This window comes from Citrobacter sp. Cb028, from assembly GCF_030336705.1.
GTDB lineage: Bacteria > Pseudomonadota > Gammaproteobacteria > Enterobacterales > Enterobacteriaceae > Citrobacter > Citrobacter braakii.
Genome location: NZ_JAOWCZ010000026.1, coordinates 1 through 13,476, shown reverse-complemented (window position 1 = coordinate 13,476; position 13,476 = coordinate 1). Strand labels below are relative to the sequence as shown.

The 13,476-nt window shown below is 50.6% G+C and carries 12 protein-coding genes, 1 rRNA gene, 1 pseudogene and 1 other annotated feature; of the genes and pseudogenes, 6 read left to right on the top strand and 8 right to left on the bottom strand.

What is annotated here, in order from left to right:
* Positions 1–24: 24 nt before the first annotated feature.
* From OGV75_RS03810 to OGV75_RS03795, 4 genes and pseudogenes are all read right to left on the bottom strand, one after another.
* Positions 25–507, bottom strand: a complete 483-nt coding sequence (locus OGV75_RS03810; RefSeq protein WP_047358988.1) for an OmpA family protein — start codon at positions 505–507, stop codon at positions 25–27.
* 10 nt (positions 508–517) lie between these two features.
* Positions 518–1,744: a diguanylate cyclase DgcN/YfiN gene (gene dgcN / locus OGV75_RS03805; RefSeq protein WP_286480360.1), complete on the bottom strand. Its 1,227-nt coding sequence runs from the start codon at positions 1,742–1,744 to the stop codon at positions 518–520.
* Positions 1,737–2,255, bottom strand: coding sequence for a regulatory sequestration protein YfiR (gene yfiR, locus OGV75_RS03800; protein WP_016157185.1), 519 nt, complete (start codon positions 2,253–2,255; stop codon positions 1,737–1,739). The genes dgcN and yfiR overlap by 8 nt, the downstream gene beginning before the upstream one ends.
* A gap of 158 nt (positions 2,256–2,413) precedes the next feature.
* Positions 2,414–2,788: pseudogene (locus OGV75_RS03795) on the bottom strand (DUF2799 domain-containing protein).
* Positions 2,789–3,003: 215 nt separating this feature from the next.
* Here OGV75_RS03795 and aroF point away from each other — a divergent pair.
* On the top strand, positions 3,004–4,074 hold the full coding sequence (aroF, locus tag OGV75_RS03790; RefSeq protein ID WP_016154067.1) for a 3-deoxy-7-phosphoheptulonate synthase AroF: 1,071 nt from the start codon (positions 3,004–3,006) through the stop codon (positions 4,072–4,074).
* 10 nt (positions 4,075–4,084) lie between these two features.
* Positions 4,085–5,206: a bifunctional chorismate mutase/prephenate dehydrogenase gene (gene tyrA / locus OGV75_RS03785; RefSeq protein ID WP_053389386.1), complete on the top strand. Its 1,122-nt coding sequence runs from the start codon at positions 4,085–4,087 to the stop codon at positions 5,204–5,206.
* A 101-nt stretch (positions 5,207–5,307) separates the two neighbouring features.
* On the opposite strand, the gene pheA is transcribed toward tyrA, so the two are convergent.
* From pheA to bamD, 4 genes are all read right to left on the bottom strand, one after another.
* A complete protein-coding gene (pheA, locus tag OGV75_RS03780) occupies positions 5,308–6,468 on the bottom strand; it encodes a bifunctional chorismate mutase/prephenate dehydratase (RefSeq protein ID WP_016154065.1) in 1,161 nt (386 codons plus the stop codon).
* A 22-nt stretch (positions 6,469–6,490) separates the two neighbouring features.
* Positions 6,491–6,616 (bottom strand) — a sequence feature (Phe leader region).
* On the bottom strand, positions 6,568–6,615 hold the full coding sequence (gene pheL / locus OGV75_RS03775; RefSeq protein ID WP_100250063.1) for a pheA operon leader peptide PheL: 48 nt from the start codon (positions 6,613–6,615) through the stop codon (positions 6,568–6,570). It overlaps the preceding feature by 48 nt.
* 102 nt (positions 6,617–6,718) lie before the next feature.
* Positions 6,719–7,057, bottom strand: coding sequence for a ribosome-associated translation inhibitor RaiA (gene raiA / locus OGV75_RS03770; RefSeq protein WP_003031244.1), 339 nt, complete (start codon positions 7,055–7,057; stop codon positions 6,719–6,721).
* Positions 7,058–7,325: 268 nt separating this feature from the next.
* Positions 7,326–8,063, bottom strand: a complete 738-nt coding sequence (gene bamD, locus OGV75_RS03765) for an outer membrane protein assembly factor BamD (RefSeq protein WP_016154064.1) — start codon at positions 8,061–8,063, stop codon at positions 7,326–7,328.
* A gap of 131 nt (positions 8,064–8,194) precedes the next feature.
* Here bamD and rluD point away from each other — a divergent pair, with 131 nt between their 5' ends.
* From rluD to OGV75_RS03745, 4 genes are all read left to right on the top strand, one after another.
* Positions 8,195–9,175 carry a 23S rRNA pseudouridine(1911/1915/1917) synthase RluD gene (gene rluD, locus OGV75_RS03760; RefSeq protein WP_016154063.1) on the top strand — a complete coding sequence of 327 codons (981 nt, stop codon included), beginning with the start codon at positions 8,195–8,197 and terminating at the stop codon, positions 9,173–9,175.
* Positions 9,172–9,903 (top strand): purine nucleoside phosphorylase YfiH, encoded by a 732-nt coding sequence (yfiH, locus tag OGV75_RS03755; RefSeq protein WP_286480358.1) that lies wholly within the window; start codon positions 9,172–9,174, stop codon positions 9,901–9,903. The genes rluD and yfiH overlap by 4 nt, the downstream gene beginning before the upstream one ends.
* Positions 9,904–10,032: 129 nt before the next feature.
* Positions 10,033–12,606 (top strand): ATP-dependent chaperone ClpB, encoded by a 2,574-nt coding sequence (gene clpB, locus OGV75_RS03750; protein WP_016154061.1) that lies wholly within the window; start codon positions 10,033–10,035, stop codon positions 12,604–12,606.
* Between the two features lie 416 nt (positions 12,607–13,022).
* A 16S ribosomal RNA gene (locus OGV75_RS03745) occupies positions 13,023–13,476 on the top strand; the annotation flags it as partial.

Below are 13,476 nucleotides of genomic sequence, written 5' to 3'. Positions count from 1 at the left end.
CGGCGCGCAGCCAGTTGAGGACTTTTACGGCGTAGCGATCACGACTGCAACCCGGCGGTTTTCAGCACGACCTTTTGACGTCTGATTACTGGCAATCGGGTATTTTTTCCCGAGTCCCTGAGTTGTCAGGTTAGAGCGGGGAATATTGGCGCCCTGTGCCCAGGCATCGGCGACCACATTCGCGCGTTTGAGCGACAGCGCTTCGTTGTAGCTGTCTTCGCCGTAGTTATCGGTATGACCATCCATACGCGCATGGTTTAACCCGGTAGCTGCCAGTTTGGATGCCATTTCCTGGATCTGCTTTTCACTTTCAGGGCGGAGCTTATAGTCGTTTTTGTCAAACAGGATGTTGTCAGACAGACCAAGAGACCAGTCTCCGGAAGCTTCGGTAAATCCGTACGATTTCATGGCTGCAATTTGCTCCGGGGTAAATTTTCCCTGAGGTGCCTGACAGCCTGCCAAAATCAGTAAAAGCAGAAGAAACGGGGATGATAGACGTTTTAGCATGTGTAAGTCCTTATTTTTTAATAATGCGTTCAGAACGCAAATTTTTGGCCTGATACATATTTTTATCGGCAAGTTCTTGTAATTTCTCGGCAGAGGCATGTTCCCACGTCAGCGCAAAACCAATGCTGAGAGTCATGCTTGCCTGATGACCGTTATGCAGGTCAAAAGGTCGGTTAAACTCGTGTGACAGTGCCGCACAGATCCGCTGAACTTCGTATTCAGAGTGAACGCTGTACAGCACCATAGCGAACTCATCGCCGCCAAGTCTGTAGGGGTGATGTCGATTACCACCAAACTCGGACAGCCTGTTTGCAACTTCAATCAGGACCCGCTCCCCCGCTGCGTGGCCCCAGGTATCATTAATAAATTTAAAATTATCACCATCAAGGAATAACAGTGCGGAGCTGCTGTGGGCGGCATGGTCATTCATCAGGGCGTTAATGCTGCTGCGAAATGCGGCGCGATTCGCCAGTCCGGTCAGCGGATCGTGTAGCGCCGTACGCAAAAGCTGGGCGTTCTTTGCCTGCAGTTTAAGTTGCCACTCCTCCATCTCGTCCAGAAGACTATTAAAATCCTGGGCAAAAAGGTGAAACTCTTCAATGCGCTCTTCTGAAACGCGCCGTGAAAAGTTACGGTTGGTACGAACATCATGTACCACCTCGGTTATATTTTGCAGGGCTTCCACGACGCCATTATGTAAATAACGAGTGAGCATTAATGCAATGCCAGAGGCCAACAGAATGCACCCGGTAAGGACGGCCAGCGACAAATAGATGAAATGGCTGATAACACTATCGCGCGCAGTCAATCGTACTTCGCCGATGACGTTGCCATTATGCAAAATAGGTTGAGTGACCGGTTGTGGGAACAGCCAGTGGCTGATAAGTCCGCTGATTTTTTCAGTTGTATCCTGCGCGTTATAGCGCCAGGTGGCGATCACCTTCTGGTTTTTATTACGAACTTCTGCAACGGAAAATTGCCCCTGCTGGCCCAGTGCTGCCAGCGTTTCAGTTGCTGCGACGCCATCAGAAAAAACTAATGCTGCTTCAAGCGTGCGGGTCATGGTTGCAGCGGTCAGATCCAGGTTCTTTTGCGCATACTGTCTCAATGCCAGCACCGAAGAAATGCTGAGCAGCAGCCAGATCAGCGTCATAGTTACCAGAACGCTGATTATGCTGATACGCCGTAATGTCCGCTTAAACGTCGGGCGTGTTATGGGAGAATGGCCCTTATCCATGCTTCTGATTCCGTGCAAGCATTAATACGTCCGGACTGACCCTTACGCCACTTCGTGAAAGGGAATCCATATTTACGGAAAATCTCACATCTTCATCTTTAATTATGAGGCAAAAGGCGCTGCCAATAACGCATTCGGGGTTCTGTTCGGCAATTAATAGCAATGCCTTAGACGGATATTTATTCTTTAATTCCACCTGATAAGTAGGGGATTCTTTTCCAAAATAAAAACCGTCACACTGCGAAACTAATATTTCTTGTTCCGTACGAATGATGACGGGAAGATAGGGTAATGCTCCGGCACTGGTATCTCCCAGGACACTGGAAAAACGCGATGAAGAGAAAATACACAGTTTGGGGGGCCCGGACAGTGCAGGCCAGCGCGTATAACTGACGATGCCGGAAACCATAGCGCGTACAGATTTTGCTTCTTCCGTAACGCTTTGGGCGTACAGCGGTAATCCGGTCAGGAGCAGTGCCAGTAGAAGTATGAGTCGGTAAGAATAGCTCATGAATAGTTACCTACCAGCGTTTGCCGTAAAACGTCGAAATACATTCAAGATTATTTAGGACAAAATAACATTATTTTACTAAGCCGTCATTATGCCAGGTGGAAAGCCATTAGTAATTTAAGTTAAATCTTAGTAATTTATAAAATATAAGCTATTGTTTAATTTAATCTTATTGAGGTAGCACCTTCGTTTGCTCCTTTTTGCCAGGCACTGCGTAACTGGTCAATATTTTCGACCGTATCACAACTTGGGGGAAAGGTTTTCCCGGTCAAACCTCTGGCGTAAACAAAATCCGGCTGGCAGATTTTACGTTGTCCCTCGGCATAACCCTTAAGATATTCCTTACGATCGACTTCGGGGTCATTGTAGTTGTCGGCAAGAGTTTCATTATCTTTAACGGCATACCCCGAAATGGCATCTTGTATTCCGGCGTCGTACTAGGCGGTTCCCGTCCATGTGGGGGCGTGGGTATAAGGATCTATCTGACATCCGCTAAGAAGTAATAGAAATAGAGTGCTGATGAGTTGCTTCATTGCCTGTACTCCCTCGTTTTTTTAAGCATAGTGGATCTCAATACTGGATGGTGTAAATTTTAATGTACGCAATAGAGGGCGTATTCTGTCATTAAAGTGTGTGTTGTAAATTAAAATTTACGGTTTGTGGATTGAAATCTTTACCTGTTGTGTTATCGTTATCACCTCCTCGCTGAGGATCAACTATCGCAAACGAGCTAAACAGGATCACCACCATGCAAAAAGACGCGCTGAACAACGTACATATTACCGACGAACAGGTTCTGATGACTCCGGAGCAGCTGAAAGCTGAATTCCCGCTGAGCCAGGCGCAAGAAGCGCAAATCTCCCAGTCGCGTAAAACCATTTCAGATATTATCTCTGGTCGCGATCCGCGCCTGCTGGTGGTATGTGGCCCGTGTTCCATTCACGATCCTGAAATGGCTATTGAGTACGCTCGTCGGTTTAAAGCCCTTGCCGCAGAGGTCAGCGATAGCCTCTACCTGGTGATGCGCGTCTATTTTGAAAAACCCCGTACCACCGTCGGCTGGAAAGGGTTAATTAACGATCCTCATATGGATGGCTCTTTTGATGTTGAAGCCGGCCTGAAAATTGCGCGTCAGCTGCTGCTTGAACTGGTGAATATGGGACTTCCGCTGGCAACTGAAGCGCTGGATCCCAATAGCCCGCAATACCTGGGCGATCTGTTTAGCTGGTCTGCAATCGGTGCGCGTACCACGGAATCGCAGACTCACCGCGAAATGGCTTCCGGTCTTTCGATGCCGGTCGGCTTTAAGAACGGTACTGACGGTAGCCTGGCGACCGCCATTAACGCGATGCGCGCGGCGGCACAGTCGCACCGCTTTGTTGGTATTAACCAGGCTGGACAGGTTGCACTGCTGCAAACTCAGGGTAACCCGGACGGTCACGTGATCCTGCGCGGTGGTAAAGCGCCGAACTACAGCCCGGCGGATGTCGCCCAGTGCGAAAAAGAAATGGAGCAGGCGGGACTACGACCTTCTCTGATGGTAGATTGCAGTCATGGTAACTCCAATAAAGATTACCGCCGCCAGCCTGCCGTGGCTGAATCCGTGATTGCACAAATCAAAGATGGCAATCGCTCGATCATTGGCTTGATGATTGAAAGTAATATTCACGAAGGCAACCAGTCTTCTGAACAGCCGCGTAGCGAAATGAAATACGGCGTGTCTGTAACTGATGCCTGCATTAGCTGGGAAATGACGGATGCGCTACTGCGTGAAATTAGCCAGGATTTAAACGGCCAGCTGTCGGCGCGTGTAGCATAAGAGGTTGGTTATGGTTGCTGAATTGACCGTATTACGCGATCAAATTGATGAAGTCGACAAGGCACTGCTGGGTTTACTGGCACGTCGTCTGGAGCTGGTGGCCGAAGTCGGTGAAGTAAAAAGCCGCTTTGGGCTGCCTATCTACGTGCCGGAACGGGAAGCCTCTATGCTGGCCTCCCGCCGGGCGGAAGCGGAAGCCCTTGGCGTGCCGCCGGACCTGATTGAAGATGTGCTGCGCCGGGTTATGCGCGAGTCTTACTCCAGTGAGAACGACAAAGGATTTAAAACGCTTTGTCCTTCTCTGCGACCGGTGGTGATTGTCGGCGGCGGCGGTCAGATGGGACGTCTTTTCGAAAAAATGCTCACCCTGTCAGGTTATCAGGTACGGATCCTGGAACAGCAGGACTGGGATCGTGCGCCGGAGATCGTCTCTGATGCGGGCATGGTGATCGTCAGCGTGCCGATCCACGTCACTGAGCAGGTGATCGCCAAATTACCGCGTCTGCCGTCCGACTGCATCCTGGTGGATCTGGCTTCGGTGAAAAATGGTCCTTTGCAGGCGATGCTGGCGGCGCACGACGGCCCGGTGGTGGGATTACACCCCATGTTTGGCCCGGACAGCGGCAGTCTGGCAAAGCAGGTCGTCGTCTGGTGTGACGGACGTCAGCCGGAAGCTTATCAGTGGTTTCTGGAACAAATTCAGGTGTGGGGTGCGCGACTGCATCGGATCAGTGCTGTTGAACACGACCAGAACATGGCATTTATTCAGGCATTGCGTCACTTTGCGACCTTTGCTTACGGTCTGCATTTAGCGGAAGAGAATGTTCAACTGGAGCAGTTACTGGCACTCTCTTCGCCAATTTATCGCCTTGAACTGGCGATGGTCGGACGTCTGTTTGCCCAGGATCCGCAGCTCTATGCCGATATCATTATGTCGTCTGAGAGTAACCTTGCGCTGATCAAACGCTACTACCAACGTTTTGGTGAGGCGATCGGTTTACTGGAGCAGGGCGATAAGCAAGCGTTCATCGACAGCTTCCGTAAGGTGGAGCACTGGTTTGGTGATTATGCGAAACGCTTCCAGAACGAAAGCCGTACTTTGTTGCGCCAGGCTAACGATAGTCGCCAATAAATACGATGCTTGATGGCAACGCTGATGCGTTGTATCAGTCATACAAGGATCGGCTAAATAGAATGCCGGATAAGCGTAGCGCCATCCGGCATTGTCAAACGTTAGCTTGGATCGACCGGCACCACATTCTCACTTGGATAGCAGCCAAGTACTTTCATCGAGCGCGTAATCTCACCTAACTCCTTCAATGCTTTTTGCATCTGGGGTGATTCCAGGTTGGCCTGGATATCAAGATAAAACATTTCTTCCCACGGATTGCCGTGAATCGGGCGTGACTCCAGTTTAGTCATAATCAGATTATGGTTGCGCAGTACCAGCAGCGCTTCTACCAGCGCACCGGCTTGTTGTCCTGTCGCCATCAGCAACGTGGTTTTTGCTGGCACCTGATCGGAAACATTGATTGCCTTGCGCGCCAGTACCACGAAGCGGGTGATGTTTTGCGTCTGATTAGCTTCGATATGCTCGAGAACCTGCAAACCGTATAGTACGCCTCCGGCTTCGCTCCCCAGAGCCGCCACGCGCGGTGAGTTAGCCTGCGCAACTTTTTCCATCGCCGCCGAGGTGCTTTCGGTGTACTCAATCTTCCAGTGCGGGTAACGACTCAGGAATTTGCTGCACTGCTGGAATGGCTGCGGATGGCTATATACCGTTTCAATGGTCTCGAGATCTGTCGTGCCGGACACCAGTAGGCAGTGGTCAATCGTGATAGTCATCTCGCCAACGATAGACAGGCTGGTGTGCTGTAGCAGGTCGTAAACGTCGTTAATCCCACCGGAACTGGTGTTTTCAATCGGAACCACTGCGTAGTCAGCTTGTCCGGTTTCGACCTGATTAAAGATATCGGCAAATTTCGCGCAGCCGCTTTCTATAAATTGTTCAAAATGGCGGGCAGCATACTGGCGTGCGGCAAGATGAGAATATGACCCTTTTGGCCCAAGGAAAGCAACGCGTGCTGAGTGCGGGTTAATTTTGTTCAGATGCTGCTGGAGCAGTGCCTGCTGAGTCAGGACGGAGTCTTCGATTATGAGCTGGAACAGGCGAGTGATGTAGTGAGCATCAAGATGATGTGCTTTGCCAAGCTGAATCAGTCGGTCCAACAGATCGCGCTCACGGTCGATATCACGAACTGGACGATGTGAAAGGAGCTTAGCTTTGCCAACTTCTACGGCCAGTCCACGTCGCTCAGCCAGCAGGGCCAGTAATTTTTCATCCAGCGTGCTGATCTTATCGCGCAGCGCCAGCAATGGGTTTTCCGATGTCATAGTGTTGCCTTTCTTGTTATCAATAAAAAAGGCCCCCCGTTGTGGGAGGCCTTATTGTTCGTCTTCGCATTCTTTATCACACGACGAAACGCCTCCCATTCAGGGGAAGGTAAAAAAGAATGCGAAGAAGAACGGGACAAGTTTCATGTAATTTTCCTTTGGCTACGTCAGTAAAGTACCCGTACTGTTTTCACCCTGTCAACAAAAAACGCGCCCGGAGGCGCGTTGGCGATACACTCAATGTAAGGGACTACTCTTCTTCTGCTTCGACGAAGTTGGCGTCTTTGACTGAAGTTGTTGCACGACGGGCTTCGCCTTTGTGCTGCACTTTATTGAGCTGCCGTTCCAGCTTGTTGATCAAATCGTTAATTGCGGTGTACATATCCTCGTGTTTTGCGCTGGCGACCAGATGTCCGTTCGGTGTATTGATGGTGGCATCAGCAATGAAACCCTGCGGCTCCTTAGACAGAATGATATGTGGATTAATCAGATGAGTTTGCCATTTTTCGAGTTTGGCGAGACGGTCTGCGACATGCTGGCGAATTGCCGGAGTAATTTCCATTTGTTTACTGGTAATGTTCATTGTCATAAATTTTACCTCTTGTCTTTCCCGTCTTGGTGATTCCAGCATACCGTTCCTAATGTCAAAATGTGTGATATTAATCACATTTTTTTGTCGCTTTTTGTCAAGAAAACCTTTTTGTGAGGCACCGCAGGAACAAGCGATTTTTTACTTGAGGAATACCTGAAAGCAGGCCATATTTGATGAGATGCGTTGCAGCTAAACCGCTTCAGTTGTGGCGTTTACGGATAAAAAAACGGCAGCCTTTGGGCTGCCGTTTGCATTCTGAGATAAATCAGGTATTGCTGCTGTTGGCGGCAATGATTTTCGCTACTTTTTCTGCCTGCGCATTCATCTGCATCTGGCGATAAGCATTTTCCATTAACGGCAGGGCATTGCGTGTTGCCTGGGTATCCGGGAAGTCGCGCAGCATGCCTTCCACACGGTTTACCACGGCAACCCATGCACCGCGGGCAGTGTAGTATTCCACAACGGAATATTCATACTTCGCCAGACGGTCTTTCAGGAATACCAGACGTTTGGTGGCGTCAGTGGTGTACTGGCTGTTCGGATAGCCACGTACCAGTTTGGAAAAGTCATTAAACGCAGCTCGGGCATGTTGCGGATCGCGATCGCTGCGATCAACACCAAAGAATCCTTGCAGTGCGCTATCATCCAGCGCCATATTGGTCAGGCCACGCATATACATGACATAATCAATGTTAGGGTGTGTCGGGTTAAGACGAATAAAACGATCGATGGCAGCCTGAGCAAGTGGCAGATCGGCGTTTTTGTAGTAGGCGTAGATGAGATCTAATTGCACCTGCTGAGAATACGGTCCAAATGGATAACGGTTATCCAACGCTTCTAATTGCGTTATTGCCTGTTTCCAGTTACCGTCCTGCAGCTTTTGCTGAGCAGTCGCGTAGATTTCATTTGGCGGATTATCGGGCACCTCTTCCTTTGAACCAGAGCAACCCGCCAAAAACAGGCTCAACGTGGCTGCTGCCACCAGATATTTCATGCGCGTCATGACGTTTTGACTTTCCTCAAAATGTTTTACGGGAGATTCTCTGTTCCTGCTCCCGGTTAAGACCAGCTACAATAGCACACTATATTAAACGGCAAAGCCGTAAAACCCAACGTTAAACGAAGAAGCAGTTTATGGCACAACGAGTAGAACTCACCGCAACAGTCTCCGAAAATCAGCTCGGTCAACGCTTAGATCAGGCTTTGGCCGAATTGTTCCCTGATTATTCGCGATCGCGCATAAAAGAATGGATCCTTGACCAGCGCGTACTGGTAAATGGCAATCTTTGCGATAAACCGAAAGAAAAAGTGTTGGGTGGAGAGCGCGTCTCCATCACTGCAGAAATTGATGAAGAGGTTCGTTTTGAACCTCAGGATATCCCACTGGATATCGTTTATGAAGATGATGATATTCTTGTCATCAACAAACCCCGTGACCTCGTAGTGCATCCGGGCGCCGGTAATCCTGATGGCACGGTATTGAATGCATTACTGCATTACTACCCGCCAATCGCGGATGTTCCACGTGCTGGTATCGTGCACCGTCTGGATAAAGACACGACCGGATTAATGGTGGTGGCAAAAACCGTTCCGGCGCAAACGCGTCTGGTGGAGTCGCTGCAGTTGCGTGAAATTACCCGTGAGTACGAAGCCGTGGCGATTGGTCATATGACGGCAGGCGGAACCGTTGAGGAACCGATTAGCCGCCACCCGACCAAGCGTACGCACATGGCGGTACACCCGATGGGGAAACCGGCGGTGACGCACTATCGCATTATGGAACACTTCCGTGTGCACACGCGTCTGCGGCTGCGTCTGGAAACCGGACGTACGCACCAGATCCGCGTGCACATGGCGCATATCACCCATCCGCTGGTGGGCGATCAGGTCTACGGCGGTCGTCCGCGTCCACCGAAAGGCGCTTCTGACGAATTTATCTCCGTGCTGCGTAAGTTCGATCGTCAGGCGCTGCACGCGACTATGCTGCGTTTATATCACCCAATTTCAGGTATCGAAATGGAATGGCACGCACCGATTCCACAAGATATGGTGCAATTGATTGAAGTGATGCGCGCTGATTTCGAAGAACATAAGGATGATATTGCCTGGCTATGAGTAAGCTAATTGTCCCGCAGTGGCCGATACCGCAAGGTGTTGTTGCGTGTAGTTCTACCCGTATTGGCGGTGTTAGCATGCCGCCTTATGATTCGCTGAATCTGGGCGCCCATTGCGGCGACAACCCGGAGCATGTTGAAGAGAACCGCAAGCGGCTGTTTGCTGCGGGCAATCTGCCGTCAAAGCCAGTCTGGCTGGAGCAGGTCCACGGTAAGGATGTCCTGAAACTGACCGGCGAGCCTTATGCCTCCAAACGTGCGGATGCTTCTTACAGCAATACGCCGGGCACCGTGTGTGCAGTGATGACGGCCGACTGTCTGCCGGTGCTGTTTTGCAATCGCGCAGGAACGGAAGTCGCGGCGGCACATGCGGGTTGGCGCGGATTATGCGCCGGCGTGCTGGAAGAGACGGTGGCGTGTTTTGCCGACAAACCTGAAAACATTATTGCCTGGCTAGGCCCGGCGATTGGCCCGAACGCGTTTGAAGTGGGAGCAGAAGTTCGCGCAGCGTTCATGGCGAAAGATCCGCAAGCGGTCCTCGTATTTGTACCGCATGGCGATAAATATTTGGCGAATATTTACCAGCTTGCGCGTCAGCGTCTGGCAAATATCGGAGTAGAGAACATCTACGGCGGCGACCGTTGCACCTTCAGCGAAAGTGAGACGTTCTTCTCTTATCGTCGCGACAATACCACGGGTCGTATGGCAAGTTTTATTTGGCTGATATAACCTAAAGAATCAAGACGATCCGGTACGTGTAATTTTCTTTTCACATAATTCAGGTCATTCACCTTGAATAATTGAGGGATGACCTCATTTAATCTCCAGTAGCAATTTTGACCTGTTATGGGAGGAGTTATGCGTCTGGATCGTCTTACTAATAAATTCCAGCTTGCTCTTGCCGATGCCCAGTCACTCGCATTGGGGCACGACAATCAATTCATCGAACCACTTCATCTAATGAGCGCCTTGCTGAATCAGGAAGGGGGATCGGTACGTCCTTTATTAACGTCTGCTGGCATTAATGCTGGCCAGTTACGTACAGCCATTGACCAGGCGTTGAGCCGGTTGCCGCAGGTAGAAGGTACCGGCGGTGATGTGCAACCTTCTCAGGATCTGGTGCGTGTACTGAATCTTTGCGACAAGCTGGCGCAAAAACGTGGGGACAACTTTATTTCGTCAGAACTGTTCGTACTGGCGGCGCTTGAGTCACGCGGTACGCTGACCGATTTACTAAAATCAGCAGGTGCGACGACCGCGAATATCACTCAGGCAATTGAACAAATGCGTGGAGGTGAAAGCGTGAATGACCAGGGGGCTGAAGACCAACGTCAGGCCTTGAAAAAATATACCGTCGACCTGACCGAACGTGCCGAGCAGGGCAAACTCGATCCGGTTATCGGGCGTGATGAAGAAATTCGCCGTACCATTCAGGTACTGCAGCGTCGTACTAAAAATAACCCGGTGTTAATCGGCGAACCAGGTGTTGGTAAAACGGCCATCGTTGAAGGGCTGGCCCAACGAATTATCAATGGTGAAGTGCCGGAAGGCTTAAAAGGTCGCCGTGTGCTGGCGCTGGATATGGGCGCGCTGGTGGCTGGGGCCAAATATCGTGGTGAGTTTGAAGAACGCTTAAAAGGCGTGCTGAACGATCTCTCGAAACAGGAAGGCAATGTCATCCTGTTTATTGATGAGCTGCATACCATGGTTGGGGCGGGTAAAGCCGATGGCGCAATGGACGCCGGGAACATGCTGAAACCTGCGCTGGCACGCGGGGAACTGCACTGTGTAGGCGCAACAACGCTTGATGAATATCGCCAGTACATCGAAAAAGATGCGGCACTGGAACGTCGTTTCCAGAAAGTATTTGTAGCCGAACCTTCAGTAGAAGACACCATCGCGATTCTGCGTGGCCTGAAAGAACGTTATGAGCTGCACCACCATGTGCAGATCACTGACCCGGCGATTGTTGCGGCAGCTACGCTGTCTCACCGCTATATTGCCGATCGTCAGTTGCCGGACAAAGCTATCGACCTTATCGATGAGGCGGCATCCAGCATTCGTATGCAGATTGACTCCAAGCCGGAGGAACTCGACAGACTCGACCGCCGTATTATCCAGCTCAAACTGGAACAGCAGGCATTAATGAAAGAGTCTGATGAGGCGAGTAAAAAACGTCTCGATATGCTCAACGAAGAGCTGGACGATAAAGAGCGCCAGTATTCTGAATTAGAAGAAGAGTGGAAAGCTGAAAAAGCATCCCTTTCGGGAACGCAAACTATCAAGGCTGAGCTGGAGCAGGCGAAAATCGCCATCGAACAGGCGCGTCGTGTCGGCGACCTGGCGCGGATGTCTGAACTGCAGTACGGCAAAATTCCTGAACTGGAAAAACAGCTGGAAGCAGCCACCCAGTCTGAAGGCAAAACCATGCGTCTGCTGCGTAATAAAGTCACGGATGCAGAAATTGCAGAAGTGCTGGCGCGCTGGACCGGGATCCCGGTTGCTCGCATGCTGGAAGGCGAACGGGAAAAACTGTTGCGTATGGAGCAGCAGTTGCACAGCCGCGTGATTGGCCAGAACGAAGCGGTGGAAGCCGTTTCTAACGCCATCCGTCGTAGCCGTGCTGGCTTGTCCGATCCGAATCGCCCGATTGGTTCGTTCTTGTTCCTCGGCCCAACCGGTGTCGGTAAAACTGAACTGTGCAAAGCGCTGGCAAACTTTATGTTCGACAGTGATGATGCCATGGTACGTATCGATATGTCCGAGTTTATGGAGAAACACTCGGTGTCTCGTCTGGTCGGGGCGCCTCCGGGATATGTCGGCTATGAGGAAGGTGGATATCTGACAGAAGCGGTACGTCGTCGTCCTTACTCTGTCATCCTGCTGGATGAAGTGGAGAAAGCGCACCCGGATGTGTTCAATATTCTGTTGCAGGTGCTTGATGATGGTCGTCTGACTGACGGGCAGGGGAGAACGGTCGACTTCCGTAATACGGTTGTCATCATGACCTCGAACCTGGGGTCCGATCTGATTCAGGAACGCTTCGGTGAGCTGGACTACGGCCACATGAAGGATATGGTCCTGGGCGTCGTGAGCCATAATTTCCGCCCGGAATTCATCAACCGTATAGATGAAGTTGTTGTATTCCATCCGTTGGGTGAGCAGCACATTGCTTCTATTGCACAGATCCAACTGCAACGTCTGTATAAACGTCTGGAAGAGCGTGGCTATGAAATTCATATCTCTGACGAGGCGCTTAAACTGCTGAGTGCGAATGGTTACGATCCGGTGTATGGCGCACGTCCACTCAAACGTGCTATCCAGCAACAGATCGAAAACCCGCTGGCGCAGCAAATTCTGTCTGGTGAGCTGATTCCTGGCAAAACGATTCGGCTGGAAGTGAATGACGATCGCATTGTGGCAGTGCAGTAAGTCACAAAACGACAATAAACGAGCCCTGCGGGGCTCGTTTTTGTTTAAAAACAAAGCAAAAATCAATGTAATGGTTGAAAAGTAGTCGCTTGATAAGTTTTTTGTATTTTTAACTTGTCAGCCTGAAATAACTCCCTATAATGCGCCTCCACTGACACGGAACAACGGATTAAAAACCGCCGGGTCAGCGGAGAAAAGCGAAAATAAACGCTTGACTCTCCAGCGGGATGGCGTAATATGCACACCCCGCGCCGCTGAGAAAAAGCGAAGCGGCACTGCTCTTTAACAATTTATCAGACAATCTGTGTGGGCACTCGAAGATACGGATTCTTAACGTCGCAAGACGAAAAATGAATACCAAGTCTCTGAGTGAACACGTAATTCATTACGAAGTTTAATTCACGAGCATCAAACTTAAATTGAAGAGTTTGATCATGGCTCAGATTGAACGCTGGCGGCAGGCCTAACACATGCAAGTCGAACGGTAGCACAGAGGAGCTTGCTCCTTGGGTGACGAGTGGCGGACGGGTGAGTAATGTCTGGGAAACTGCCCGATGGAGGGGGATAACTACTGGAAACGGTAGCTAATACCGCATAACGTCGCAAGACCAAAGAGGGGGACCTTCGGGCCTCTTGCCATCGGATGTGCCCAGATGGGATTAGCTAGTAGGTGGGGTAACGGCTCACCTAGGCGACGATCCCTAGCTGGTCTGAGAGGATGACCAGCCACACTGGAACTGAGACACGGTCCAGACTCCTACGGGAGGCAGCAGTGGGGAATATTGCACAATGGGCGCAAGCCTGATGCAGCCATGCCGCGTGTATGAAGAAGGCCTTCGGGTTGTAAAGTACTTTCAGCGAGGAGGAAGG

What these genes read in the sequence shown, in the direction of transcription:
- tyrA (WP_053389386.1), top strand. Translation starts at nt 4,085, where the DNA reads ATGGTTGCTGAATTGACCGTATTACGCGATCAAATTGATGAAGTCGAC.
- OGV75_RS03810 (WP_047358988.1), bottom strand. Translation starts at nt 507, where the DNA reads ATGCTAAAACGTCTATCATCCCCGTTTCTTCTGCTTTTACTGATTTTG.
- raiA (WP_003031244.1), bottom strand. Translation starts at nt 7,057, where the DNA reads ATGACAATGAACATTACCAGTAAACAAATGGAAATTACTCCGGCAATT.
- yfiH (WP_286480358.1), top strand. Translation starts at nt 9,172, where the DNA reads ATGAGTAAGCTAATTGTCCCGCAGTGGCCGATACCGCAAGGTGTTGTT.
- rluD (WP_016154063.1), top strand. Translation starts at nt 8,195, where the DNA reads ATGGCACAACGAGTAGAACTCACCGCAACAGTCTCCGAAAATCAGCTC.
- yfiR (WP_016157185.1), bottom strand. Translation starts at nt 2,255, where the DNA reads ATGAGCTATTCTTACCGACTCATACTTCTACTGGCACTGCTCCTGACC.
- pheA (WP_016154065.1), bottom strand. Translation starts at nt 6,468, where the DNA reads ATGACATCGGAAAACCCATTGCTGGCGCTGCGCGATAAGATCAGCACG.
- dgcN (WP_286480360.1), bottom strand. Translation starts at nt 1,744, where the DNA reads ATGGATAAGGGCCATTCTCCCATAACACGCCCGACGTTTAAGCGGACA.
- clpB (WP_016154061.1), top strand. Translation starts at nt 10,033, where the DNA reads ATGCGTCTGGATCGTCTTACTAATAAATTCCAGCTTGCTCTTGCCGAT.
- aroF (WP_016154067.1), top strand. Translation starts at nt 3,004, where the DNA reads ATGCAAAAAGACGCGCTGAACAACGTACATATTACCGACGAACAGGTT.
- bamD (WP_016154064.1), bottom strand. Translation starts at nt 8,063, where the DNA reads ATGACGCGCATGAAATATCTGGTGGCAGCAGCCACGTTGAGCCTGTTT.